Raw genomic sequence first — 24,734 nt, forward strand, 5'->3', positions numbered from 1 at the left:
GAGGATCGAATGCAAGGCAGAAATGTATTGGGATTGAATGCACTTCTGGCAGTGAGCGCACTTGCTTTTGTCGGCATGACCGGTGGCTGCAAGAATGCCGCCAGCAATGTCCCTGATTCGAAGATCGTCCTCGCTGTTGAGTCGGCAGGGGCGGGCCATTTGAAGGACGTTTCAGGCGATGCGATTCAAAGTTGGCTTGGGCAACATTCCGATGTGGCAAAGCAGATTTCAGCAGACTGCAAGACGGCATACGAGAAGCGCGATGTGAAGTGGCAAGACACCACTGAAGGCCGCGTCTGTATGGCGGACGCGCAGGTATTGATCCTCATGCCTCATACTGTTTTTATAGGACATGGAGGGATTCACGGTACTCAGAGTTCCAAGAATAAGTGAAGGGAGCACCCATGCTGACACCGGAGAAGTTGCGAGAGGCTGTAGAGCACAGCAAAAGAATCATGGTCACTTACATTTGGGCACGGAAGCGGTATCAGAAAGAACATGGGATTGCGGACTGGCCGGAAGAGCAGTGCAAGCCGACGCCGCCGACGCCGGAAGAATTGGCGGAAAGGCGCAGAGTGGTTGAACACGTTCTTGGAACCTTGCTTGTTGGCGAAGCAGATGAAGAGACGAAAAAGTCGCTCGATAACTACGTTCGTGGCGGTGATAGTCGCATCGGCATAGTGCTCAGGGACATTCTGAAAGAGTGCGATACCGCCAAAAATCAGAGTCTCGTGTAGCAGCGCACCGAAAAACCTGCCATCTATGGTTCGAATGTCAGCGCGTCCGCTCGAATTCGAACCATCTCCAATTATCTGATCGCTCCGAGGCGTAAAGGCCGCAAGCGCCGCTCACGCGGTGGCCTGTGGCCAGCCTTGACCCCTCTCCACTCAACTCCGGTGAAACCTGCGCTTCTTATTCTGTTTCTTCATGGTTCCGGCTTTTAGCATATTCATTACCGCACCGATTACGCGGCCAATTTCAAACACATCACAAAAGCCTACGGGACATACCAGCCGGAAATGGTTCCGTCGCGGTCAGGATGCACAACGCACAGCCGGTGCTTTCCATCCTCGCTACGTTGCACGCTCCAGCCGTCACGATCACAGCGTACCAGGGAGCGCAGATCGCCATCCTGATCCATTTTGTACGCGGCTTGTCCCAGGTTCGACGCGGCCCAACCAGATGCAGTCTTGACATCTAGGGCGCGGGCATATCCATTGTCGTTCCCTACGTTGTATCCCCAATGGAACGTCCCACCCATTAACAGCATTCCCACGACAGCAGCGCCGCCGAGCCACTGGAGCCACGATTTCCGCGCTGTACTGTACGCAACGGTCTGCGCCGCCCGCGCAATTTCCTTTTGCGCGGACGCCACGACAGACTGGCTTACCGTTTCCTCGATTCTTGCTTTGGTTGCTGCGAGATCGGATTCGGCCAAGTTGAGAGTATTGGAAATTGCCGCCGTGTAGTAGGCGAGCGATTGCGAAATCAGTTTGTCGATCTGTTCCGGCATCTGTTTCGCGAGATCAAGATGATGGCCGAGCAAAAACGCCACAGCCCATATCGCATCGTTGTCCCGAATATCGAGTTCCTTGCCGATGCGATTAAATCTGTTCGTTTCCTCTGGACTTGGCTCACGGCCATAGATGGAGCGAAAGGCAGTATCGACGTTCATGCTACGACTCCATCGAAGACCGTTGCGCACTCCTTTACCCAGCGATTTACCTCGGCACGATTCCCGATAGGCGCGAATTCAATTACCTTTTGTATCGTCAGCCGTTCGCTGTGCAACTGATCGGAGATGCGATCCGCCACTTCAGGGAAGTTGAACGTCTTTCCCTGAGCTTCTACCGCCGTCCTGATCTTCGAGTTGTTGTACAGCTCGAATTTGCGTTCCGGCCCGTGATAAAGATTTCGCATGACGTGCGTTGTGCCACTGCCAACGGTATCGAGATATTCCTTCAGAAGTTGCAGGCTGTCCCGCTGCGAATTGATTACCCATAGCGTTACCAGCTTGCGCCCCAATTCTTGCATGGACTCCGTAAGCAGCGTTCCGTAGAGCCTTACGCCTTCACCGCTGCGGGCGGGCGTGTTGATGACCACGGTTTCATCTGGATGCTCTGCAAGAAGATTGGCCAAGTCCATCCATCCTTCTTTTTCGTCGAGATTGATGTAGACGGTTTCGACTGTCTTACCGTATGCCTTGCCGACATCTGGGTTTGCGGTATCCGCATCGACGAGCAAGACTTTTTCGCCGCGTACTGTGAAGTAATGAATCAGTGAAATTGAGACGATGCTTTTACCAACACCGCCCTTTGAACCGCTGGACATGTAAACCGGCTTGCCCATACTTCCTCCTTAGATGTCGTTGTCGTCTTCGATTACGGCGAATGTTCCCTTCTTTGCTGCAACCGGATTTACAGGTGCAGCGTTGACGTGTACCGGTGCTGTTACGGCAGGTTTCGCAACTTGTTTCTCTTGCGGTTCCGGTCGAGCAGTGCTGCGCACCTTGATTGTTTTCCTGCCTGGTTTCAGGTATTGCCTCGCCGTCGCTATTGTCATGCCAAGACCAACCCCCTTGAGATCGTCGAGAACCGTTTCGAGAGAGTGTCCGGCAGCGAGTGCTTCTCTCGCCTTTGCCCGCAGTTTTGCGAATGCCTCTCGACGCGAATACTTTCTTTCTGCTGGCGGCGGTGGAATTGCAATGCGTCCATCCAATGCCTCAAGAGCAGCTTGGATCATTGCTTCAGTGATTACTTCTCTTTGTGCCATCAAGTTCCTCCGGGCGTTTCCTGCAACGAGGAATATATGCACAGTAGCACGATGCGACACACCAATAAAAACGATAAAACACCTGTATTTATAGGGTGATGCGTAGTTATGGGTATGTGAGCACAGTTAAGCGCAGTTTAGCGTATAAAAATAATTTCAGCGGCAGATTCCGTGCATGATTAGGGCTTGCATTCAATATGTTTCTCGGATAAGTTGTGAATTGTTACGCACTATGTGTCGGAAGAGCAGTACAGGATGCGGGTTGTCCGTACACATGGCTTCGCCCTGTTTCGTCCAACCCGCCGCCTCTATGCTCCGCGCTTCGCTTGTCGCATCGTGGCTCATCCTGAAAACAACCGCGCACGCTTCGCGTAGGAGAAAAACAAATGCCGTTTGCGCAACGCACCAAAGGCCGCGCCGCTTCTCGATTTGAAATGCGGCTGACAGCGGCAGAGCGTGTGCAACTTGGCGAAGATGCCGACCTTGCCGGGATGAGCGTCAGCGAGTTGGTTCGCAGACGCGCGCTGGGCAAGGCGATTCACGCCGCCACCGACCTGATGATGATTCGTGAACTGCGCAGATTGGGCGGACTTCAGAAATATGCAATGAACAAGCTGATCCAACACGGTGAAGTTGTAGACGAGTGCATTGCTACAATCCGTGAGTTGCGCGCGGCGATTGAACGAGTGGCCAATCATGATCGTTAAATACATCTCCAATCCGAAAGTGCAATCAAGCAAGGCGGTGCGCATCGGCAACTTGCTCGACTACATCGAGGCCGACGGCCACGCGGACGAGCAAAAGGCGGAATACGTCGGCGCGAGCGGGAACTTCTATTCGGACTCGCAGCAAGGTCAGCGCGCCGAAATGGTTGCTCTGGCAATGGAGGCCAAGCGCAGCAAAGACCCGGTCGATCATTGGTTGCTGAGTTGGAAGGAAGGCGAGCAGCCAACGCAAACGCAGTGCGATGAAGCCGTCGAAATACTGAAAAGGAATCTCGGCATGAATGGGAGTCATCTTGCCATCTATGCGCTTCACCGCAACACGGAAAACTATCATCTACACGTCGTTCTCAATCGCGTTGACCCCGTAACGATGCGCGCAACAGACAAAGGATGGTGCATCGACAAAGCGCACAAAGCTATCGCCGAGATTGTTCACGCGCAGGGATGGGAGGCCGAGCAAAACGCCCACTATCTTGCCGACCATAACGGCGCGGTAACGAAGGCCAACAGAGAACGTGAGCCACATCCCCGCTCAAAAGCGCTGGACTATGAAAATGCAACCGGCGAGAAATCCAGCGAACGGATTGCAATGGAAAAGGCCGCGCCGATTCTGCGTAATGCGCAGTCGTGGGCGCAGGTGCATGAGGCACTGGCCCAGGCCGATATGCGTTATGAGCGGAAGGGCAGCGGCGCGTTGCTTTGGGTGGGAGACCAGCCGCTCAAAGCCTCTTGCATCGGGCGCGAATTCAGCAGGGCACGGATGGAGGAGCGGCTGGGTGAATTCCAGCCTGATGGCCGCAGCGATGCAAATTCGCAGCGGCAGCGGCAGACTGAGCCGCTGCGTCCAGATATGCCAGCAGGTTCGGAGGAGTATCGCAATGTACTTGAAACCTTCCGTAACGAAAAGAGAAGCGCCCAGGTTCAGCAGCGCGCGGATCATCGCGCCGCCCGTGCAACTCAGACTGCCGAGTTCAGAAAAGAGCGGACTGCACTCTTTCAGGGCGGTAAATGGTCCGGTAATATGCTGAATGTTGCCAGAAGTCTGTTGGCCGCAGACCACGCCAAGCGTCGCGCCGAACTGATAGAACAGCAAAAACGTGAGCGCGACAATCTTCGCACACAATTCGGCCAGCGCTTGACCTTTGAGCAGTTTCTTGTCGCACGGGCAACGCCGCAGCTTGCGGAACAATGGCGGTATCGAAGCGCGGAATCGTCCAGCGCCGCCATCCTCGGAGACGGCGACGCGGTGCCGCGCAAGCGAGACATCCGCGATTTCACCGCGCAGGTGCGCCCGACATCGCACCCGCAGGCAAATGAGATTCACTATTCATCGCGCACCGATCCAAGCCGCGTCAGCTTCACGGATCGCGGCAAGCGCATCGATGTATGGCAACAGCAGGACGAGGCAGCAGTCCTGGCGGCGCTCCAGTTAGGCGCGCAGAAGTGGGGAACAGTGACCATCACCGGCCCCGCCGAGTTCAAGCAACTCTGCGCGCAGCTTGCCGCCCAGCATGGAATCAGGATCAGCAATCCAGAATTGCGTCCGGTGGCCGTCCACGGCCCCGGCGAGCGTCAGCCATTTCCGGCCATGCCGACGGCGGCGCAGTCGCCGAGCATAGCCTATCGGATGCACAAGGCCGACATCCTCAACCGTATCGAGGTAAGGAATCCGTCGCAGCTTGATTGGATGATTGCCGTAAGGATGCGCGTAACCGGCCACGACCAACAGGCCATCGTGCAGGCTGTGAAGGAAAACGCCAGCCTGGGGCGCGAAGCAGAGAATCGCAACTGGGCCAACTATGCCGAGCGCACCGCCGAGGCCGTCTTCGGCCCGCGCGGCGACCGAGAATGCGCCAGGAGCGAGCAGCGCGCCGGAGCATGGGCACGGGTCGAAGGCCGCAATCTTGCCAGCGAACGCCAGGTGCAACCCAGCCAGCGCCAAAAAGTCCCAGAACGCGACCGGGGAGACTTCGAGCGCGACTGACCGCAGACAGGCCAATGCCGCCCGCTACGCCCCCGGCACCCCGCCCGTGCCAAAAGGCGTGCTATACGTATAGCACGGACGTGCAATATATATAGCACAGAATGAACAAGATGCATGATCGTGTTGCCGGATCGCAGCGTCGAAGTTAACCCGTGCAGGGTCAATCATTTAAACTTTTAGTCGATTGCGAGAGGATCGTCAGAGCGTATGCCGGAGCTGCATTTCAAAGGGAAAGAGTTCGTCTACAACCACCATCTGAGCGTGCCCTACCGCCCGCTGGTGCCGGACGCGGCCAAGTCGGTGGGCGCGCCGTCGCTCAATGGCAACCTCATCATTCATGGCGACAACCTGCACGCACTGAAGGCGCTGCTGCCCATGTATGCGGGCAAGGTGGATTGCATCTTCATTGACCCGCCCTACAATACCGGCAATGAGGGCTGGAGCTACAACGACAACGTCAACAGCCCGATGATGAAGGAATGGCTCTCGTCGAATCCCATCAACGGCGAAGATATGCTCCGCCACGACAAGTGGTGCGCGATGATGTGGCCCAGGCTGACGCTGCTCCGGGAATTGCTTTCCGATACCGGCAGCTTTTGGATGACGATTGACGACAATGAGGTTCATCATGCGCGTTCTGTACTCGACGAGGTTTTTGGACCTGATCGATTCATTGCTTGTGTCGTGTGGCAGAAGAGAACATCCCCTGAATCGAGGCTGAAACTAGGGCCAGCTCAAGATTACATTTTGGTCTATGGGAACGGCGAATCACGAGATGGCTTGCGCAAATTAACAATCACTGAGGAGCAAGCGTCTTCGTTTTCAAATCCCGACAACGATCATCGAGGTGCATGGACATCTACGGATTTTACTGCTCAGGGATTTCGGCCAAATCAGATGTACAAAATCGTTACCCCGACTGGAGAAAAATACGGCCCGCCTCCTGGTCGTTGCTGGGGTAATATCGAGTCTGAATTCCTAAGGCTCAAAGCCGAAGGTCGAATGTGGTTTGGAGTCAAGGGAGATGCGCGTCCACGCATTAAAACGTATTTGGAAGAATCGGACGGCGTCAGCGCATGGACTTGGTGGACGAATAGTGAGGTGGGCGATAATCAGGAATCAAAAAAAGAGGTAATGAGGATACTTGGGCCAGATAGCGCTTTTGAATATCCAAAGCCCACTCGACTTTTATCGAGGATTATTGCAATTGCGACAGGTAACAATTCGTTGATCCTTGATTCGTTTGCCGGATCAGGCACGACCGCTCACGCAGTTCTGGCTGCCAATTCTAAGGATGGCGGGAACCGCCGCTTTATTCTCGTTGAGGGCGAGAATTATGCGGACACGCTCACGGCAGAGCGCGTTCGCCGTGTGATTCAGGGGTATGAATTCAAGGGTACCCAAAAAGAAGAGCTTCTTCGCGAATCGCTGACGTGGACAAAGCTGAAGAACGCTGACAATTTGCTAGAAAAAGTTTCATTTATCGAGCAGGCGAATGCCGCCCGTTTCGACAACATCAGCAAAACGGTGAAGGACGGCGAACTGATCGTCACCGGCGAGAAGAAGGTTACAGAACGTACCGAAGGACTGGGTGGAGAGTTCACCTACTGCGCGCTCGGGCCGGAGTTGGACATTGACAAGATTCTGACCGGCGAGACGCTGCCCGACTATTTGACGCTGGGCGCGTGGCTCTTCCATACGGCGACAGGCGAGAGCTTTGACGCGGCCCAGGCCAAGCCGGAGAAGTGGTATCTGGGCGAGAGCGCGGCCTATCATCTGTGGCTCGTCTACAAACCCGAGTTGGATTATCTGAAATCGGCGGAGGCGGCACTGACGCTCTCGCTGGCCGAGAAGATTGCCAAGAAGAAGGGCAAAAGGCATCTCGTCTTTGCTCCGGCCAAGTATGTGCCGAACAGCAAGCTGCTGCCAATGGGCGTGGAGTATGCGCCGCTGCCGTTTGCCCTTTACCGGATTGAGAAGGGCTGACAGCAATGGAACTGAAAGCCTATCAGCAGGAGTCGCTGGACAAGTTCGACCTCTACCTGGAGGATCTGGTCAAGTTTCAGGCAGAGGCGGAGAAGACGCGCGCGCTGGCGCGGCAGAATCCCGGCATTGAGGTTCCGATTCCCGACTTTCCCAAAAAGGCGTGGGATGCGATGCGAAATCGCGGCGCTTTGCCGCAGTCGCATCGGAGCTTTCCCTATGTCTCGCGCCAGGATGGAACCGGGTGCGATGTGCCGAGCGTCTGCCTGAAGATTCCGACAGGCGGCGGCAAAACGCTGTTGGGCGCCTACTCGGTTTCGCGGATCATGGGCAATTACCTGAAGAGCAACCGTGGCTTTGTGCTGTGGATTGTGCCCAATGAAGCAATCTATGCGCAGACCAAGCGGCAATTGACGAACCGTGAGCATCCCATCCGACAAATTCTGGACCGTGCGGCGGCAGGCCGTGTGAAGATTCTGGAGAAGGACGATCCGCTGAATGCGTTGGACGTGGAGAGCAACCTTTGCGTGATGCTGCTGATGCTGCAATCGGCGAATCGCGTGACGAAGGAGACGCTGCGGCTCTTCCGCGACCGGGGCAATGTCCACGGCTTTTTCCCAGCAGGGGATGACATTCAACGGCATTGGGATCTGATCGGGCGCATTCCGAATCTGGATTGCTATGGGCGCGCGGATACGATGGGCGCGACGGCCAAGGACAGCCTGGGCAATGTGCTGCGGCTGCTGCGGCCCATCGTGGTGATGGATGAGGGGCACAAAGGTTACACCGCCACTGCCATGGACACCATCAACGGCTTCAATCCGTCGTTTGTGCTGGAGCTTTCCGCCACGCCGAAGGAGAATGCCAACTGGCTGGTCGATGTGCGCGGGACGGCATTGCAAGCGGCGGAGATGATTAAACTGCCAATCAATGTAAAAGTAAAGGCCGGTGACGATTGGAAGGATTGCCTGCGGGAGAGCCTGGACAGGCTGAATGGTTTGCACCTTACAGCGGATAAACTGCGAGCGGAGACAGCGCGGTACATTCGGCCCATTCTGCTTGTCCAAGTGGAGCGCACCGGCAAGGAACAGCGGGACGGAAAGAGCATCCACGCTGAGGATGCGCGGGAGTTCTTGCTTTCGCTGGGATTGGACCAAGCCGAGATTGCGCTGAAAACGGCGGACACCAATGATCTGGACAAGCCGGAGAATGCGCACCTGCTGAGTTCCGCCTGCCGGGTGCGAGTGATTATCACCAAGAGCGCGTTGCAGGAGGGGTGGGATTGCCCATTTGCGTATGTGCTATGCACTCTGGCGACGAATCGGAATCTGAATGCGCTGACCCAGCTTGTAGGGCGGATCATGCGCCAGCCAGAAGCGGCGCGCGCGCCGGAAGAATTGTCGGCGCTGAATGAGTGCTACATCTTTTGCCACCATGTCGGGACAAAAGAGGTAGTGGAAAGCATCAAGACGGGTCTGGAAAACGACGGTATGTCGGACCTTGCCGTCCAGGTGAGGGAGAGCACGGGCAACGCGCACGACAAGCCAGCGACGAGGAAACTGGCGCGGCGAGACAACTTCCGCACATTGCGCGTCTTTCTGCCGATGGTCAATTGGGTAGAGCGCGGCGGTGCGCGTCCACTGGACTATGAGCAGGACGTGTTGTTCAGGCTGGATTGGGCGGCGCTGAATCTTGCGCCGTTGGTTGAGCGCCTGTCGGCTGCCCCGGCAGCAGAGGCCAGCCATGTAGTGCGGGTTGGGCTGGGCACCGGCAAGGAATGGCTGCAAGAGAGCGGGCGTGAGGTCGTCATCGAGTCGGCCAGCTTCGATTCCGTATATGCTACGCGGTTGATGGTGGATGTGTTGCCGAATCCGTGGGTGGCACGGGCGCTGGTTGGCGAATTGGTTGCCCAGTTGCAGGCGCGGGGTTTGAGCGAGGTGGAGATCGACGGCGCATCTGGCTTCATTCTTGAGGAACTGCGGAAATGGCTGATCGAGGAGCGCGACCGGCTTGCAGAGACGAAATTCCGCGAGGACGTGGCGGCAGAGCGAATTCAATTTCGGTTGAGAGCGGACCATGCGGCGTGGGAATTGCCGACAACTCTGGAGACGGACAGGCCAGAGAAGGCGCGCAAGTTGGTTCGGCAGTCGTCTGGCGGCCCGATTGAAAAGAGCGTCTTTGCGCCAGTGTATGAGGAAGATTTCAATCCAGACGAGGCGGAGTTTGCCTGCTATCTGGACGAGCAAGCGGCACTGGATTGGTGGCACAGGAACGTGGCCAAGAGCGGCAACTACCATCTGCAAGGCTGGCGAAAGAATCGTGTGTACCCAGACTTCATCTTTGCGCACCAAAAAGCTGGCAAGAAGCAGCGCATTGTTGTCTGGGAGACGAAGGGCAATCAGTTGGAAGGGAACCTCGACAGCGAATATAAGCGGAAGTTGCTGGACACCATGACGCAGTGTTTCAGAGCCGAGGACATTGTGCGCGCCGGAGAATTGGAGTTGGTTGGCCAGGACGGAACCACGGTCACTTGCGAAATGGTGCTGATGAGCGATTGGAAGACGGGCATCCACCGAACTCTGGCTGAGGGGTGATACAGCGTTCTAAGCATGAAAAGAGTACACGGACTCACGGGAAAGGTAATTCGGATGCAAAACCAGCCAGACGACAAAACGGCTTCTTCCAGCCACGAGATCATCTTCTACTCCACGCCGGACGGAACCGTGCGCGTCGAGGTGCTCTTTGAGGGCGAGACCTTTTGGTTGAGCCAGAAAAAGATGGCGGAGTTGTTTGGGGTGGAAAGCCACACCATCACATACCACCTTCAGGAAATATACAAGTCCCAAGAACTCAACGCGTTGGCAACTACTCGAAAAATTCGAGTAGTTCAAACGGAAGGCAAGCGTGAAGTCACCCGCGAGGTGGATTTTTACAATCTGGACGCGATTATCGCTGTCGGCTACCGGGTCAACAGCCGGGAGGCCACGCAATTTCGCATCTGGGCGACCCAGGTTTTGCGCGAGTACCTTATCAAGGGCTTCGTCATGGACGACGAGCGCCTGAAGCAGGGCAAGCGTTTTGGCAAGGATTACTTCGATGAACTGCTGGAGCGGATTCGGTCGATTCGCGCCAGTGAGCGCCGCTTCTACCTAAAGATCACGGACATCTACGAGCAGTGCAGCATTGACTACAACCGGAACGCCGAGATCACGCAGACGTTTTTCAAGACCGTCCAGAACAAATTGCATTGGGCCATCACCGGCAAAACTGCCGCTGAATTGATTGCCGAGCGCGCCCAGGCCGGCCAGCCCAACATGGGCCTGAAAACCTGGAAGAATGCTCCCCAAGGCCGGATTCAGAAGGCCGACGTTTCCGTCGCCAAAAACTATCTGGAGGAAGACGAGATCAAGGCGCTGGAGCGCATCGTCTCCATGTATCTGGACTACGCCGAAAATCAGGCCGCCCGCCAGATTCCGATGAGCATGACCGATTGGGCTGAAAAGCTCGACGCCTTCCTCAAGTTCAATGAATACGATGTACTCAAGAATGCGGGCAAGGTCTCCCACGATGTTGCCAAGGAGCTGGCGGAGCAGCAGTACGAGTCTTTCAGGATTGAGCAGGATCGCAGCTTTGAGAGCGACTTCGAGCGCGCCTCCAAGAAAATGCTTGGACAGAAGAAACCTTCAGCCGGGGAGAAGAAGTCGAAACGCGATTGAGCCATGAATGCGTTCAGCTTACATTTTGGGTGCTTGTGGGTGTATTTACGGGTGCGAGTTCGTTTTCTATTGGCTATCAGAGACCACAGGCGGCGTCAGCGCGATGCGGATTCCCAACGTTTGGATGACGGTCAGCACTTTGCCAATCTGGCAGGTTTCCTTGCCCTTTTCGAGGTCAATGATGAAACGCAGCCCCGTGCCGGAGGTCAGCGCCAAATCCTTTTGCGTGACGCCCAGCCGCTTCCGGCTCTCCCGAACCAGCTTGCCGATCTCTTGTACTGTATATGCCACTGGTTAAACCAGATAATTCCCGTACGGGAATAGTGCTATATGTATAGCACGCAAGTCAAGAGAATTATTCCCGGACGGGAACCATGACGGAAATGAGCCAGTAACACGAATTGTCAAAATGCGGAGATTTGGATTGACACCGCATTATGGTATGACTAAAATAATATGAGTGAACGGCTAGCAACCTCTTGGGCGAGTGCTCGCGGTCAAGTTCGCGACCTTGTCCATGGTGTTCTGTTCGAGCAACCATGTGCTGTAGAAGTTGAAGACGGAGTGATCGCGCAACGCGGGAACCTCGTTCACACTACGCAGCCACGCGGCCAGAAGAGCAAGAATGCCTACTCTGAGCGAGTGCATGTAGTTGGCATGAGCAAAGCGGCGCGGAGGGCACCCATTGCGGGCGTTAAGAAGGCTATGGGCGCACTAAATCCCAAGGCGCGAGGAGGTTGGATGATGGGCAGCAGTTTCGGCAAATCTTCGCCTAGCTGTGTTACAATAGGAGGTAGGATGGTTCCTACCTTCCGCGGACTCTCGATTTTGCTATTGGCTTGTTGGCTGAGCGCAGGCGCGGGACCGCTGATCGAAGGGGGTATCTGGGCGAGTGCTCGCGGTCAAGTTCGCGACCTTGTCCATGGTGTTCTGTTCGAGCAACCATGTGCTGTAGAAGTTGAAGACGGAGTGATCGCGCAACGCGGGAACCTCGTTCACACTACGCAGCCACGCTAAAGCGCCACCGATCCGCCCGCAGTTCTTCCCATCGGTGGCCTAGCTTCATGATTCGGGGGCTAGTTGCGAAAGCTTATCACCCTCTCAGAATTGCGAATCGCTTGGGCCAAGCTCAATAAGAGAAATCCGCGCTCCTTTGGAGTTGACGGTATCAGCATAGCTGCCTTTGCGGCCAACAGCGAATCTCAGATTAGAAAAATAGCCCAACAACTCGCAGATGGCAGTTACCAATTCCAAGGCTCAAAAGGCGTTCTAATTGATAAGAGCGATGGCGGAAAACGTCCGCTTAAGATTGCCACCGTGCGAGATCGTGTAGTTGCAAAAGCTCTCGCACTTTATCTTGAGCCTAAGCTCCAGAGATTTGACCAGTTGTGCAGCTTCGGCTATAGAAAGAAGATGGGAACCCGAGATGCTGTTGAAGCGATTCATAAGCTGGCAGACTCAGGATCAAAATGGGTGCTTGAAGCCGACATCAAAAAGTTTTTTGATAAAGTAGACCGCAAGATACTCCTCCAAAAGTTGGCACGAGTTGTCCGGTCTCCGCAAAAGCTTGCTCTCATAGATAAAGCTCTGACAAGCGAGATTGAAAACAGGCATGTCATCGACCCAGACCTTCTCCAGCTTTTTCCGTCTGCTGCATCTGGAATTCCACAGGGTAATGCGTTATCTCCGCTACTTGCGAATTACTATTTGCATACGTTTGATCGTGCCATGTTGAAAAAAGGATACGGCCTGGTCAGATACGCGGATGACTTCGTCGTGATGTGCAAGACTAGGCAGGATGCAGAACAAGCCTGTATCTACGCGCAGGCGCTTCTAAAAAACAAGCTCAGCTTAGAGATGCACGAGTTGTCGTTCTCTGGAAAGACACAAATCCGGCGTTATTCTGACGGCTTTCAATTCGTTGGATTTTTCATCCGTGATCGTAAGCAGATGCCACCAGAAAAATCCAAGACTAAGTATAAAGAGCGCATCAAAGAGATTCTGAGATCAAATCAAGGGGAGACTTTGCTCAGAAAGATTCAGCGGCTGAATAACATATCAAAAGGCTGGCACGAAGCATTCAAAACGACCGTGCTTGATGATTTTCCAAAACTGGCGGATGCTTTTCTGCTTAGCGAATTGTCACAGTTTCTGAATGAAAAGAAGATATTCCGAAAGGGCGACACTATGAGCTTCCAGCAGGCTCACTTCCTTGGAGTGATAACTTTGGGTGATCGTGTGCGCGATGGCAACAAGGGCGATGAAAAGCAAAACGCATCGAGGAAGGGCAGAGGTCCGCGCATAAGAATTGTGAATCAGGCGCACCCATCTTCGGCTCTGAGTACGATTACATAGGCAAATTGAAGTGTGCTGCAATCAGTGGGTGTAATTCTTGATATACGCCGTAGAGTGTCTGCGCACCCGCTCCTAAAGTTTTGAGTGCTGCAATCCCATTGCGGATTTTGCTCATACTCCAAGTTCCTTGCGGTTTCTTTACCTCTGTTTCAAGTTCACTCGTTGCGGCTATGGCATCCTCCCGTTGCTCTACTGTGAGAGCCTTGTCATTTTGAACAGCGAGTTTGAACTGAGAAAAAGCCTGAAGGAGAGCTTGTGCACTCTCGCTGGCATCAGTTCTTTGACTATTTCCGGCCACATTTCCAGTGATCTCGCCAGTATTTGCAACGCCGACATTTTCGAAGTGATAGTGATTTCCAGACATATGAATGACCCCTGCCTTTCCTAAGATTGCGTCCAGAGCGGTAGATGCCATAGGCCACTGTTCAACTGGAATGCCTTCTAACATCTTATTTTGAAGTGCTCGAATTCGGCATTGTTCCGCCTGTTGCTCTGCTTGGATAATAGCGGCATATTCGAGAACTTTGTTCTTGAGTGCAATTTCGCTGAGAGGAGGCATTTAGCACCTGGAAGACGCATAGTTGCGTCCCTCTCTCGGATTTGCTGAATCCGGCCCCATGTACACCGGTACTATAGGAAGAGAAACCGTTTCGAAATACTGTTCCTGCCGATCTGGAATTTGCCGGGGTATTGTCAAAGGGCTTTCAAAAGATTCATCAGCCAGAACTCCAGATGGTGTTAATACCGTGTATTCAATGCGCAGTAATCCTTGACGCACAGCCAAGCCCAATACTTCTGCCAGCTCAAATGCATCAATTTTCGGAAAATCACGTGCCACAATTCCAGGCACAAGCCACTTCCAATCACGATGTGATTTGATCCATAGATCGAGCGCTTGGCAGGCGCTCTGAAGTCTCGGCTCAGCGCTTGCTAAAGGCGCGAAGTTGTGCGGTAACATAATCAATTCCTCTCGAACATTGATGCCGAAGGTGGATTACCTCGTTATCCGCTCGCAATCCAATCAGGCAACTGATGTCTCCGGTAAACTTTTCGTCGTCCTGTTCTAACCAGAGAACTCGCTGGTGTTTGTAAGTGCTATTGTGATCAAGCAGATCTCGCGCGGCTGACTGAGTAGCCAAAGTTCCGAAAAGATCAGAATCAGGAACAAACGATTGGAAAGTAACGACATTATGTGCAGGATCTTCCAATTGCGCATCACCTAAGCGATAAACGCGCCTATAGCGATCTTGCTGATCAAAAAGAGTCTTGGATATACCTTTTAGACTCCACGGGGTAAAACGATCGAAAGGGATCACAGGGCGAAGCCGCTCTCGCAAAATTTTATACCAGTTGTCCACACGAATTATGGAAGCGTCTCGCGGCACCCTCAGTTCCAAGAGATCAGGAGCATTCCAACGAGCCAGTAAAACATAGCGATACTCTTGCTCTTTATACACTTTTAGAATCCGCGTCGAGTTTTCTCGGATCCCTCTGTGCCAACATCAGTGAGACAGGTTGCCCCTCAACAATTACTGTAGGGCGGGGAAAGAAATCTCACCTTGATGAGCATAAGCAAGATCAGTACTTCTTCCGCTGCGTTGGCAGCTTCGGAGCGTAGCGGAGAAGCTGCCAACGCAGCGGGCGCCGCGACGCCAGGCCCCCGCCCACCGGTTCCCGATTCCGAAGTCATCGCCCGGCCCCGCCGGCGGCGGTTCACCGCCGAGTATAAGCGCTCGATGATCGACCAGGCCGATGCGGCTCAAGATGCCGGGGCTGTGGGTCTTCTGCTGCGGCGGGAGGGGCTTTACTCCTCGCACTTGGCCACCTGGAGGCGGCAGCGGAAGCAGGGCGGCATCGACGCCCTTACGCCCAAGAAGCGTGGGCCCAAGGTGGTGGTCAGCCCTTTGGTCAAGCAGAACCGCGATCTGCAAGCTGACGTTGCGCGCCTGACTAAGAAGCTGAAGAATGCCGAGCTGATCATCGAAGTCCAAAAAAAAGTGGCTGCGCTGTTGGGCAACCCGATTCCGAACATCCAGATCGACGAGGAGAACTCATGAGCGCCGCCTTGGAACTGGGCAACAGCGTCGGCAAAGCGGTTGCCTGTCGCGCCCTCGGTGTGCCGCGCGCCACGCTCTATAGGCGCATGCTGCCTGCCACTCTGCGCCGGGTCCGTCCTACGCCGGCGCGGGCTCTAAGTGCGGCTGAACGGCAGCTTGTGCTCGAACATCTGCACTCCGAGCGCTTTTCGGACAAGGCTCCGGCGGAGGTCTATGGCACTTTGATCGATGAAGGCATTTATCTCTGCTCGATCCGCACCATGCATCGCATCCTGGCGGAAAACGGGGAGTTGAAGGAACGCCGCAACCAGCTGCGACATCCGCAGTACAAGAAGCCGGAACTGCTGGCCACCGGGCCCAATCAAGTTTGGTCATGGGATATAACGAAGTTACTCGGCCCGGCCAAGTGGACTTACTTCCACTTATACGTCATCCTGGACATCTTCAGCCGCTACGTGGTGGGTTGGATGGTGGCTCCGCGCGAAACCGCCGAGTTGGCCAAGCGTCTGATCGCCGACACCTGCGCCAAACAGGGCATCGAGCCGGGCTCTCTCACCATCCACGCCGACCGTGGAACCTCGATGACCTCGAAACCGGTGGCCCTGCTGATGGCTGATCTGGGCGTGACCAAGACTCATAGCCGGCCCCATGTCTCGGACGACAACCCGTACTCGGAGAGCCAGTTCAAAACCCTCAAGTACCGGCCCGAGTTTCCAGATCGTTTCGGATCCATCGAGCACTCGCGGGATTTTGGTCAGACGTTCTTTGCCTGGTACAACCATGAGCATCATCACAGCGGCATCGCCTTGCTGACGCCGGAGATGCTGCATTACGGCATGGCCGGGCAGGTCATCGAACAGAGGCAACAGGTTCTCGACGCGGCCTATGCTCGCAACCCCGAACGCTTCCCACATGCTCGACCAAAGCATCCGCCCCAGCCTACCGCGGTCTGGATCAACCCGCCAAATACCAATACCGGCGACAGAAGAGAATAGACACTAAACTCTCTCGCCACCTGTCTCAAACTCGTTGACACGCTCCGGATCACCTCACCAGTAGGTTCTTCTCGGATTTCATGGCCATACACTTTCACAGCCCAGTCGAGAGGCTTTCGGTCATTCCATCCTCTCACATCAGCAACTACGTAGTCGTTGAGCTTAACATCGAGACGGGGAGTAGAGGGCAAATTGCCAAGGAGTATCCTGCGAACCTGCACTAAAGTGAGTTGTTGTGCAACATCCTTGTAAGGGCAGCGAAGATAATAAATATGCTGAGGACCATTTTCCTCACCCTCCCTCAGTAAATCAAAGACTTTCTCCACGTCGAGTGAATGGCTGTCAAGCGCCTCACGTAGATTCTTTCTTACTAATTCTTCTTTGGTGGGTGCACTGACCTTAACGTTTTTATTTCCAATCGCGGTACGCAGCAACTCCTTCACTTGCTCTGCTGTGCAGTGCTCCTCAATCAGATCAAGCAACTGTTTATAATCTTTCACGCCCAATCCGTCCCCTGTTTCCGGCTCAGACAATACTAACGCACAGAACGTGTGATACGAAAGGGGTTGCTTACGGCTCAGGTTCTCCAGCTCAGGAGCTGGGTACAGTAGCGGTACACCCGTCAGCTTTTGCCGACCCCGGCAAACTCGGTTAAACACCGCTCGCTCAACTATTTAGGACTCCGGTAAACTACGCTTTCATATTGTTTAATATCAACAACTTAGCGCGTTGACGACCGACTCATAATCCCTTGGTTGTAGGTTCGAATCCTACCGGGCCCACCAAAAACATTCTCCGCACAAAATACAGAAAATCTGGAAAGAGTTTCTGCCCCATGCGGGGACGCCCGCGCAAGCAGCAACACCTGCGCGGCGTCTACGCTTTTTGATCCAATAGCCCCGTCAGCAAACCGAATTGCTGCGGGAAACCTGAGCATAGTATTCAGCACTGAATTTGGGCGTGCGCTTGAGCGTGGCAAAGTCGACGTACACCATGCCGAAGCGCTTGTCGTACCCGTCGGCCCACTCAAAATTGTCCAGCAGACTCCATAGAAAATATCCATGCACGGGGATGCCTTCCATGGCGGCGCGATGCAGATGCGTAAGGCCGTTGCGCAGGTACATGATGCGGTCAAGATCGTAGATCTTGTTGTCGTCCGCAAGATGATCGCTCGACGAGGTTCCGTTTTCCGTAATGTAAATGGACTTAGGCTTCCACAGTTCATGCACCAGACGCGGCACCCAATAAAGGATCTCTGGACCGAGCGTGATCCAGGGGCTGAGCATGTGGGGATGCGACTCCGGCATGGGAATGGTCGTATAGCCGGCTTCAGAAGAATCAGAACGAACATAGGTCGGCTGATAAAGATTAAGGCCTAGAAAATCGAGAGGGGCGCTGATCGACTTCATCTCTTCCGGCGTGAAGGTTGGAGCATTGCGTCCGAGGCGCTTCAAATATAGGTCCGTATAACGCCCCTCCATGATCGCCGTCAGATACATGGCGTTCTCTTCCCGCATGGCGCGGCGCGCGGCCTGCAGGTCGGCTTCCCGGTCGATGGCGGGGATGGTGGCCAGCACGTTATCTGCTATCCCGACGAGCGTACCTGGCCGGGCTTGAGCGCGAATGGCTTCCACGGACCATCCATGGCCGAGCACTGCGTAGTGACACATCTGCGCGATGCGTTTGGCATTCAGATGGTAGCCGGGCGCATGCGTGCCCAGCACGTTGCCATTTTCAATATAAGTGCGAATTTCATTCACAGTTATAAAGCGCTCCACACGGTCAGAGAGCTTGGCCGCAGTGTAACCGGCATAGTCGGCCATGGCCTTGGCCGTATCGCGATTCTCCCAGCCGCCACGATCCTGCAGCGGTTGCGGCAGATCCCAGTGGAAGAGGGTGCAGTAGGGTTGAATGCCAGCTTCGAGCAACGCGTCTACCATGTGCTGATAAAAATCGAGCCCTCGTGGATTGACTGCGCCGGTGCCTGCAGGAAAGATGCGCGGCCATGCAACGGAGAAGCGAAAGGCCTTTACACCCAGCGATTGCATCAGCCGAATGTCGTCCCGATAGCGATGAAAAAAGTCATCGGCTACATCGCCGTTGGCATTGCCGGCAACGCGGCCCGGCGTGTGCGAGAAAGTATCCCAGATGGAAATGCCACGGCCATCTTCATGCACCGCGCCTTCCACCTGATAAGCAGAAGTGGCACTGCCCCAGAGAAAGCCTGCAGGAAACTTCAATCCCGATGCGGACGGGAGCGGAGCAGCGGCCCACGCCGCGTTGTGTTGTATTTGCTGTGCTGTAAGCGAAGCGGTCAAAGCACCGCAACCCATGAGGCGGGAAAACGACCGGCGGGAAAGATTCATTGGCGGACACGTCCTGTCGAGGCAAAAAGGATAGAAGTAAGATGCCGGTTCCGCTGCGGGCCTGTTGCAAACAACAGGCCCGCCACGGAAAGACAGTGAACTACTCTAGGTTTTTGGCCGCATAAAGTTGTACCTTGGTCCGTGCTTTCCCAGGTCCTTAAATCGGGACCTGAGGCACCCACCGTTGGTACAAGCCTAAACTGTCAGTGCTCTAGAACTGCAACCTGAGAGCTAGCTGCAATTGGCGCGGCACATAGTTCGGGTCAGTCGAAACGACCTGCGCGAACTGGTTTCCGCTGGCGTTACTCATAACGCCTTCAGAGGAGTGAATGTTGTTGTTCAGATAGAAGCTGGGCGTGTTGGTGATGTTGAAGGCCTCGGCCCGGAACTGTAACTTGACGCCATACAGCAACGGGAAGTCCTTGAAGAGTGAAAAGTCGATGTGGCGGAAATGCGGGCCATAGATTGTGTTGCGTGCCGTGTTGCCGACCGTGCCGATGGCTTGCGGCTCGAAGGCGCATGGATTGAACCAGTCGCTGCTCGTTCCGGGTTGGCCAATGGTGCGGAGTTTGGACGGTCCCACGCAGGTTGTTCCGTCACTGTGCAGTACATTGCCGGCCTTGAACGGATTGGCAATCTGGTTGGGGCGGTCAGGTCCGCCGTTGTATTGTGGCGTGGCCCAATTGCTGTAGGAGTTCGCATTGTTGGCAAGGCTATAGCTGCTGCCATTGACGACGGAAAGCGGTTTGCCACTCTGCCAGGCAATGATGGAGTTGATCTGCCAGCCACCGAGCGAAAGTCTTTCCGTCCGGTTGTTGAGGTGTTTGAAGGGCAGTTCGTAGTTCACCGAAAGCGCGAAGCGGTTGCGAATATCATTCTCCGCGTTGCCGTACTCATACTTGTGAATCTGCGTGGGGTCGGCATCGCCCCATCCCTGATGGCCTTCTTCCGAGAAGCCCACCACGTCGCTCAGAGCATGGCCCCAGGTATAGTTGGCATCAAAAGCGAGACCTTTGACGAAACGGCGCTGGTAGGAAGCCTGCAGGCCGTTGTAGTTGGAAACGCCTCCGCTGACCAGCCAGGCAATGCTACCCACGTTCGACAGCAGTGTTCCGAGCGGGCGCGCGGTGTTGTAGCCACCCGCCTTGACTTGTGCTGGCGTGGGATCGTTGATGTCGCTCAACGGCTCAGGCAGATGCTGTCCGATGTTGCCCACATAGCCAACCGTCAGCACATTCGGTCCGAACTGTTGTTCCACTTGCAGGTTGAATTGCTGCACCAGAGCTGGTTTCAGTTTGGGATCTTCCGCGGTAAACGAAAGAGCCGCGCTTGTCACAGTCTGTGGCGTGGGGGAGGGCAAACCGTTGTCGAAAACCGACTGATAGCCCGATCCGCTGCAAGCCGCCTTCACGGAAGAAGCCGTTGCGCCGGTGTTGATCTGAATGTTGTAAGCAGACAGAGATTCGCAACTGGGCGAGTACACCGAGGTGAAAGGAGCATTCTTCAGATCGGCGTTGGAGGTGTAGTTACCCGGGAAGTAGCTGATGCCGTACCCACCACGGAGAACCGTGCCAGGCAGCAGCGAGTAGGAGAATCCAATACGCGGCGCGATGTCGCTGTGCGTGGTGGCCAGGCCTGCCGTGCCCGATACTCCACCCACACCGGCCACCTTCAGCGCAGCCTGCGCGGCTGATGCGGAGGAAGCGTTGACGGCCGAGTAATAGTCAAAGTTGGAAATGTGGTTATGCGCTTCGGTAAACGGCGTATAGATGTCGTAACGCAAGCCATACACCACGGTCAGTTTGGGATTGAGCTTCCAACTATCCTGAGCAAAGAAGCCGGGTTCCCAGGTGCGATAATCCGGCGTGTTCAGATCGATGTTATAGCTGGAACCGGTAAAGGCTCCGGCCAGAGCCGTTGAAAGAACCTGATCCGGGCTGGAGTCCGTGGGTAGACCAAAGCCGGAGTAATGACCGAACGGGAATGCGCTCTGCAGGTTCCGCGCCTGACGGCGGATCAGGCTCGCGCCCAGTTTCAAAGTGTGGTTGCCCAGCAGGTAGCTGACGGTGCCGGAATACTGGTAGGTGCTGTCGATGTCCTGCAAGGGGACGTAGGCACCATCACCCAGCGAGCTGAAGTCGTTGATGTCCAGCGGTGTAAGGCCCGCCGTCAGGTTGTGGGTGTTGGAGGGAAAACCGATGGTAGTATCGGCATTCGTGTTGTAGTTCTGTGGCTCTGAGAAGTTATTGACACGCGTATAAGCCGCGCGCAGGTCAAGCACCAAATTCTGGGTGAATAGATGCGTGAACCCAAGAGCGATCTGGTTCGCCTTGTCTGTTGCCGGTCCGGTGTAGGCCCAATAATTGCCGCCTCCGGCAATCGCCTTCAAAGCCGCGGGCGCGTTCGGGTTGGCACCTGCGGGCAGATATGCCGGGATTGTGCCGCTTGCGTAGTTATAGTTATAGCGGCCAAACAAGTGGTTGTTCTGGTTGATGGTGTGGTCCACACGAATGTCGTAGGTGTGGTTAAACGCGGTTTTGTTCGGGCTGATGGAATAGGTCTTGGTACCGACGTTAGGCGCTGGAAACAGCTTCAGGTAATTCAGCGCGATCGGATCAACGACCGTATTGGTAGGAATGCCGTTGGTGCTGCATGTACCACCAGATGAACCCTTGCACGTCGTCCCCGTGAACAGGCTCGGGAAAACCTGATTGATGGTACTGGTCGAAGATGCGCTGTTGATTGCCGTGTATTCCGCCAGCGTTGGAACCGTGCTTGAATATGTGGTTCCCTTGACTTGGCGGTATGCATCGTAATCAAAGAAGAAGAAGGTGCGGTTGCGCAGAATCGGGCCACCGACGCTGCCACCGAACTGGTTCTGGCGCAATTCCGGCTTCTTCCCCGAGGCCACGGTAGCGAACCAGTCCCGGCCGTCGAAGGCATCGTTGCGCACAAACTCATACAACGATCCGTGGAATTTGTTTTCGCCGGATTTGGTTACCAAATTGACCACACCACCTGCTGTGCGTCCGCCTTCCGGCGCATAGCTGTTGGTCTGAACCGTAATCTCCTGAATGCCATCGACCGACGGCTTGACGCCAATGGTGCCAATGATGCGCTCGTTGTCGTCGATGCCGTCCACTACATAGTTGTTCAGTGTGTCGTCCTGCCCATTCACTGAAAAACCGTTGGTGGTACGCCGGTCGTCCGGGCGTCCGCCACTGGTCAGGCCATTGCCCGGTCCTTCATTGGCTCCAGGAACCAACTGCACCAACTGGACAAAGTTGCGTCCGTTTAACGGCAGATCCTGCACCGATTGTTCGGTCACAGTCGAACTGACGGTAGCGTTGTCGGCCTGCAGCAATGGAGTCTGCGCTTCCACAACGATAGTTTCCGACATACCGCCCGCCAGAAGATGAACATCGGCGCGGGCGCGGTCACCGGCCTCTACGGCCAGATCCGCGATCGTCTCCGTTTTAAAGTTCTTGGCCTTGACAGTGATGGAGTAATGCCCTGGCTGAAGCGTCGAAAACAGGTAGCTTCCGGCGGCGTCGGCCACAGCAGTACGATGATCGTTGGTCCCCGTGTTGGTCAGCGTCAGGGTTGCATTGGGAACCACTGCGCCGGTGCTATCCGATACCGTACCGAGAATGTCGGCGGTAGCTAGCTGCGCATAAACAGCTTTTGTGCCGCAGAGTAACAATGCGAAGAGAATCCCCACGCACCAGCAACGCCATAGCAGCGCATATGGGGCCCAAGGTTGCCGTGTCATTTGCATTTAAATGCCTCCTTTGAATCGGCCTCCGGGATGCGCTCTAGATTCGGTCTATGTACGGTCCCGGTCTTCAATTCGCTCGAAGCTTAAGAATCTGTTTTGGAACTGTCCAGTGACTTTTCAGTATCTTTTCCGGAAACGAGGACCAAATTATTGATAAACATATACTTAAAAAGATGTTAAGGAAGGTAAAACTTAAGCTAAACATATTCTGTTGTTCTTTTTGTTTCGTTCGACTATGCTGGGCTGCAACTTTTGAGAGGCTTCACCAGATGGCTCCTGCTGAATCGGAATCCACGGCCATTCTTCCGAACAGTGTGGAAGAGGTTGAAAAAATCAGGCTGCAGACAAACCGCATCCTGGAAGCAGAACGCTTTAAAAACAGCCGGCGCTACCCCGCCCTGCTGCGCTACATCATTGAAGAAACGCTGGAAGGTCGCGGAGATGCGCTGAAAGAGCGCACGATAGGCGTGTGCGTCTTTGGCTGCCCCACGGATTACGACACGGCCGATAATCCGGTAGTGCGCGTCACCATCGCCGAGGTGCGCAAGCGTCTTACTCAGTACTATCAGGAGGAAGGGCACGATGCCGAGATCCGCATCGATCTGCCTTCCGGCCACTACACGCCCAAGTTCTACCACTCCGCCAGCCAGACTGCAGCCGAAAACGACCGCACTGATGCCCTGGCAAAGGAGGCAGCTGCGCCCGAAGCGGCCAAGCTCAAGCCAGTTCTGGCCCTCGGGCTGCGTCTTTTTCTCCATTCCCGTCTCGCTCAGGGCGTCGCGCTCGCCAGCCTCGGCATTCTGCTTGCTCTGGGGGGATACGCCCTCTGGAGAGCATCGCATCCGTCCGCGCTGGAGGTTTTCTGGAGACCTCTGCTCGACGACCGGCGGACCATCCTCTTCTGCCTGCCGATGGGCAATAACTCCGGAGGCTCAACAGCCGCCGCTGCGGGAATCATCGAGCAGGAAAAGGAAGCCGATCCGGAAAATCCATACGCGCTCGGGCAGCAACTACCCTATAGCCCGTTGAATTCCACCTTTCAAACCTTCGAAACCCTGGATGAGAGCATCGTCTTCTCCGATGCGCTGGCCGCGCATCGCATCTCTCACCTTCTCTCCTTGCTGAAACGCGACTCCGACCTGCGGCTGGCTCCAACGATTTCGCTCAACGATCTGCGGACCGGGCCGGTGGTGTTGATTGGCGGAATCGACAATCCCTGGACGCTGCATGCGCTTATCCCGCTGCCGTATCGCTTTGCTGGCACGGCGGAAGAGCGTTACTGGATTCTGGATCGTAAAAATCCGGAAAAGAAGGATTGGGGGATGAACACCAAGCTGCAACTGTCGGCCATCAAGCGCGACTACGCAATCATTGCCCGCATCCACGATCAATCCACCGGACAGTTGGAGGTGATTGTGGCGGGAGTCGGAATGACCGGAACGGCATTGGCTGGCCAGTTTGTGGTGGACCCTGAGCAGATGGAAACACTGCGCCAACGCATTGGCCCCGCCTTCCGCGACCACGACTTTGAAGTGATTCTCAGCACCGAAGTGGTGAATGGCAGCGCGGGATCGCCGCACATTGAGGCAATCAGCGTCTGGTAGCTTCTTTCTGACCGCGACTCGATCAGTCCACCAGACGCAGCCAGCCAAAGACCTCGGGCGTATGAAAGCTGGGGCGGCCTGGCGCCTGCCACGCAATGTACTTGCGGTCGGGATCGGGCTTCAGGTGCAGATTCTCGTACGGGCAGACAAAGAGCAGGTAGAGATTCTCTTCGGTCCACTGCAGGAGCAGGCGGGTTTCGTGATTCGGCGTTGGCTGGCCGTAAAAATCGCCGCTGAAGCGCAGCTCGGGCGCACCGGCCCAGAAGGAAAATTCCGGATTCAGATCGGCAGCGCTCTCCCGCCGTGCGCGACGGGCCAGAGCTTCGACGTTCGAGGTGGAAGTGTTGGGCATGGAAGCCTCATGTTGGCGGGTCGGCGAGTCAGCAAGTCAGCGCGGAG

General features: G+C 55.2%; 21 protein-coding genes and 1 pseudogene. 10 read left to right on the top strand and 12 right to left on the bottom strand.

From position 1 onward, the window contains the following. Positions 1 to 9: 9 nt before the first annotated feature. Positions 10 to 393: a hypothetical protein gene (locus ACOBR2_RS19505; RefSeq protein ID WP_420237752.1), complete on the top strand. Its 384-nt coding sequence runs from the start codon at positions 10 to 12 to the stop codon at positions 391 to 393. A gap of 11 nt (positions 394 to 404) precedes the next feature. Then, positions 405 to 737 (top strand): hypothetical protein, encoded by a 333-nt coding sequence (locus tag ACOBR2_RS19510; protein ID WP_420237753.1) that lies wholly within the window; start codon positions 405 to 407, stop codon positions 735 to 737. Between the two features lie 260 nt (positions 738 to 997). On the opposite strand, the gene ACOBR2_RS19515 is transcribed toward ACOBR2_RS19510, so the two are convergent. The 3 genes from ACOBR2_RS19515 to ACOBR2_RS19525 are packed head-to-tail and all read right to left on the bottom strand — an operon-like array spanning position 998 to position 2,772. Further along, positions 998 to 1,675: a hypothetical protein gene (locus tag ACOBR2_RS19515; RefSeq protein ID WP_420237754.1), complete on the bottom strand. Its 678-nt coding sequence runs from the start codon at positions 1,673 to 1,675 to the stop codon at positions 998 to 1,000. Continuing rightward, complete coding sequence (locus ACOBR2_RS19520; protein WP_420237755.1) at positions 1,672 to 2,349, bottom strand: P-loop NTPase; 678 nt, start codon at positions 2,347 to 2,349, stop codon at positions 1,672 to 1,674. Before ACOBR2_RS19520 ends, ACOBR2_RS19515 begins: the two co-directional genes overlap by 4 nt. Before the next feature lie 9 nt (positions 2,350 to 2,358). After that, entirely contained in the window at positions 2,359 to 2,772 is a 414-nt protein-coding gene (locus ACOBR2_RS19525; protein WP_420237756.1) for a hypothetical protein, read from the bottom strand. Positions 2,773 to 3,158: 386 nt separating this feature from the next. On the opposite strand from ACOBR2_RS19525, the gene ACOBR2_RS19530 reads away from it, so the two are divergent. The 5 genes from ACOBR2_RS19530 (at position 3,159) to ACOBR2_RS19550 (ending at position 11,180) form a co-directional block, all read left to right on the top strand. Further along, positions 3,159 to 3,479 (top strand): plasmid mobilization protein, encoded by a 321-nt coding sequence (locus tag ACOBR2_RS19530; protein WP_420237757.1) that lies wholly within the window; start codon positions 3,159 to 3,161, stop codon positions 3,477 to 3,479. Beyond that, positions 3,469 to 5,481: a TraI/MobA(P) family conjugative relaxase gene (traI, locus tag ACOBR2_RS19535; protein WP_420237758.1), complete on the top strand. Its 2,013-nt coding sequence runs from the start codon at positions 3,469 to 3,471 to the stop codon at positions 5,479 to 5,481. Before ACOBR2_RS19530 ends, traI begins: the two co-directional genes overlap by 11 nt. A 207-nt stretch (positions 5,482 to 5,688) precedes the next feature. Next, on the top strand, positions 5,689 to 7,467 hold the full coding sequence (locus tag ACOBR2_RS19540) for a site-specific DNA-methyltransferase (protein ID WP_420237759.1): 1,779 nt from the start codon (positions 5,689 to 5,691) through the stop codon (positions 7,465 to 7,467). Between the two features lie 5 nt (positions 7,468 to 7,472). Continuing rightward, the gene (locus tag ACOBR2_RS19545; protein ID WP_420237760.1) at positions 7,473 to 10,058 is read left to right on the top strand and encodes a DEAD/DEAH box helicase; all 2,586 of its coding nucleotides are present in this window, start codon (positions 7,473 to 7,475) and stop codon (positions 10,056 to 10,058) included. A gap of 54 nt (positions 10,059 to 10,112) precedes the next feature. Further along, positions 10,113 to 11,180: a virulence RhuM family protein gene (locus ACOBR2_RS19550; protein WP_420237761.1), complete on the top strand. Its 1,068-nt coding sequence runs from the start codon at positions 10,113 to 10,115 to the stop codon at positions 11,178 to 11,180. Between the two features lie 66 nt (positions 11,181 to 11,246). On the opposite strand, the gene ACOBR2_RS19555 is transcribed toward ACOBR2_RS19550, so the two are convergent. From ACOBR2_RS19555 to ACOBR2_RS19565, 3 genes are all read right to left on the bottom strand, one after another. Further along, on the bottom strand, positions 11,247 to 11,471 hold the full coding sequence (locus ACOBR2_RS19555; RefSeq protein ID WP_420237762.1) for a type II toxin-antitoxin system Y4mF family antitoxin: 225 nt from the start codon (positions 11,469 to 11,471) through the stop codon (positions 11,247 to 11,249). Positions 11,472 to 11,648: 177 nt separating this feature from the next. Continuing rightward, positions 11,649 to 11,828 carry a hypothetical protein gene (locus ACOBR2_RS19560; protein ID WP_420237763.1) on the bottom strand — a complete coding sequence of 60 codons (180 nt, stop codon included), beginning with the start codon at positions 11,826 to 11,828 and terminating at the stop codon, positions 11,649 to 11,651. Positions 11,829 to 12,011: 183 nt separating this feature from the next. Beyond that, the gene (locus tag ACOBR2_RS19565; protein ID WP_420237764.1) at positions 12,012 to 12,179 is read right to left on the bottom strand and encodes a hypothetical protein; all 168 of its coding nucleotides are present in this window, start codon (positions 12,177 to 12,179) and stop codon (positions 12,012 to 12,014) included. Between the two features lie 81 nt (positions 12,180 to 12,260). Between ACOBR2_RS19565 and ACOBR2_RS19570 the strand changes: the two genes are divergently transcribed. Next, positions 12,261 to 13,535, top strand: a complete 1,275-nt coding sequence (locus tag ACOBR2_RS19570) for a reverse transcriptase domain-containing protein (RefSeq protein WP_420237765.1) — start codon at positions 12,261 to 12,263, stop codon at positions 13,533 to 13,535. On the opposite strand, the gene ACOBR2_RS19575 is transcribed toward ACOBR2_RS19570, so the two are convergent. The 3 genes from ACOBR2_RS19575 to ACOBR2_RS19585 all read right to left on the bottom strand — a co-directional run bounded on the left by ACOBR2_RS19575 (position 13,528) and on the right by ACOBR2_RS19585 (position 14,992). Further along, on the bottom strand, positions 13,528 to 14,094 hold the full coding sequence (locus tag ACOBR2_RS19575) for a hypothetical protein (RefSeq protein WP_420237766.1): 567 nt from the start codon (positions 14,092 to 14,094) through the stop codon (positions 13,528 to 13,530). The genes ACOBR2_RS19570 and ACOBR2_RS19575 overlap by 8 nt on opposite strands. Then, a complete protein-coding gene (locus tag ACOBR2_RS19580; RefSeq protein WP_420237767.1) occupies positions 14,095 to 14,385 on the bottom strand; it encodes a hypothetical protein in 291 nt (96 codons plus the stop codon). A gap of 70 nt (positions 14,386 to 14,455) precedes the next feature. Further along, entirely contained in the window at positions 14,456 to 14,992 is a 537-nt protein-coding gene (locus tag ACOBR2_RS19585; protein ID WP_420237768.1) for a hypothetical protein, read from the bottom strand. A gap of 102 nt (positions 14,993 to 15,094) precedes the next feature. On the opposite strand from ACOBR2_RS19585, the pseudogene ACOBR2_RS19590 reads away from it, so the two are divergent. Then, positions 15,095 to 16,594, top strand: a pseudogene (locus ACOBR2_RS19590) (IS3 family transposase). An 895-nt stretch (positions 16,595 to 17,489) separates the two neighbouring features. On the opposite strand, the gene ACOBR2_RS19595 reads toward ACOBR2_RS19590, so the two are convergent. Both ACOBR2_RS19595 and ACOBR2_RS19600 read right to left on the bottom strand, forming a co-directional pair. After that, positions 17,490 to 18,827 carry a GH1 family beta-glucosidase gene (locus ACOBR2_RS19595; protein ID WP_420237769.1) on the bottom strand — a complete coding sequence of 446 codons (1,338 nt, stop codon included), beginning with the start codon at positions 18,825 to 18,827 and terminating at the stop codon, positions 17,490 to 17,492. 337 nt (positions 18,828 to 19,164) lie between these two features. Next, positions 19,165 to 22,725 carry a TonB-dependent receptor domain-containing protein gene (locus ACOBR2_RS19600; protein WP_420237770.1) on the bottom strand — a complete coding sequence of 1,187 codons (3,561 nt, stop codon included), beginning with the start codon at positions 22,723 to 22,725 and terminating at the stop codon, positions 19,165 to 19,167. Positions 22,726 to 23,000: 275 nt separating this feature from the next. Here ACOBR2_RS19600 and ACOBR2_RS19605 point away from each other — a divergent pair, with 275 nt between their 5' ends. Next, a complete protein-coding gene (locus ACOBR2_RS19605) occupies positions 23,001 to 24,335 on the top strand; it encodes a hypothetical protein (RefSeq protein ID WP_420237771.1) in 1,335 nt (444 codons plus the stop codon). Positions 24,336 to 24,357: 22 nt separating this feature from the next. Here ACOBR2_RS19605 and ACOBR2_RS19610 read toward each other — a convergent pair whose 3' ends face one another. Further along, entirely contained in the window at positions 24,358 to 24,687 is a 330-nt protein-coding gene (locus ACOBR2_RS19610) for a hypothetical protein (protein ID WP_420237772.1), read from the bottom strand. Between the last annotated feature and the right edge of the window lie 47 nt (positions 24,688 to 24,734).

Source organism: Telmatobacter bradus, from assembly GCF_048629425.1.
Lineage (GTDB): Bacteria > Acidobacteriota > Terriglobia > Terriglobales > Acidobacteriaceae > Telmatobacter > Telmatobacter bradus.

Coding starts and splice junctions, on each gene's coding strand:
- ACOBR2_RS19505 (WP_420237752.1), top strand. CDS start 10: ATGCAAGGCAGAAATGTATTGGGATTGAATGCACTTCTGGCAGTGAGC.
- ACOBR2_RS19510 (WP_420237753.1), top strand. CDS start 405: ATGCTGACACCGGAGAAGTTGCGAGAGGCTGTAGAGCACAGCAAAAGA.
- ACOBR2_RS19515 (WP_420237754.1), bottom strand. CDS start 1,675: ATGAACGTCGATACTGCCTTTCGCTCCATCTATGGCCGTGAGCCAAGT.
- ACOBR2_RS19520 (WP_420237755.1), bottom strand. CDS start 2,349: ATGGGCAAGCCGGTTTACATGTCCAGCGGTTCAAAGGGCGGTGTTGGT.
- ACOBR2_RS19525 (WP_420237756.1), bottom strand. CDS start 2,772: ATGGCACAAAGAGAAGTAATCACTGAAGCAATGATCCAAGCTGCTCTT.
- ACOBR2_RS19530 (WP_420237757.1), top strand. CDS start 3,159: ATGCCGTTTGCGCAACGCACCAAAGGCCGCGCCGCTTCTCGATTTGAA.
- traI (WP_420237758.1), top strand. CDS start 3,469: ATGATCGTTAAATACATCTCCAATCCGAAAGTGCAATCAAGCAAGGCG.
- ACOBR2_RS19540 (WP_420237759.1), top strand. CDS start 5,689: ATGCCGGAGCTGCATTTCAAAGGGAAAGAGTTCGTCTACAACCACCAT.
- ACOBR2_RS19545 (WP_420237760.1), top strand. CDS start 7,473: ATGGAACTGAAAGCCTATCAGCAGGAGTCGCTGGACAAGTTCGACCTC.
- ACOBR2_RS19550 (WP_420237761.1), top strand. CDS start 10,113: ATGCAAAACCAGCCAGACGACAAAACGGCTTCTTCCAGCCACGAGATC.
- ACOBR2_RS19560 (WP_420237763.1), bottom strand. CDS start 11,828: ATGCACTCGCTCAGAGTAGGCATTCTTGCTCTTCTGGCCGCGTGGCTG.
- ACOBR2_RS19575 (WP_420237766.1), bottom strand. CDS start 14,094: ATGCCTCCTCTCAGCGAAATTGCACTCAAGAACAAAGTTCTCGAATAT.
- ACOBR2_RS19600 (WP_420237770.1), bottom strand. CDS start 22,725: ATGACACGGCAACCTTGGGCCCCATATGCGCTGCTATGGCGTTGCTGG.
- ACOBR2_RS19605 (WP_420237771.1), top strand. CDS start 23,001: ATGGCTCCTGCTGAATCGGAATCCACGGCCATTCTTCCGAACAGTGTG.
- ACOBR2_RS19610 (WP_420237772.1), bottom strand. CDS start 24,687: ATGCCCAACACTTCCACCTCGAACGTCGAAGCTCTGGCCCGTCGCGCA.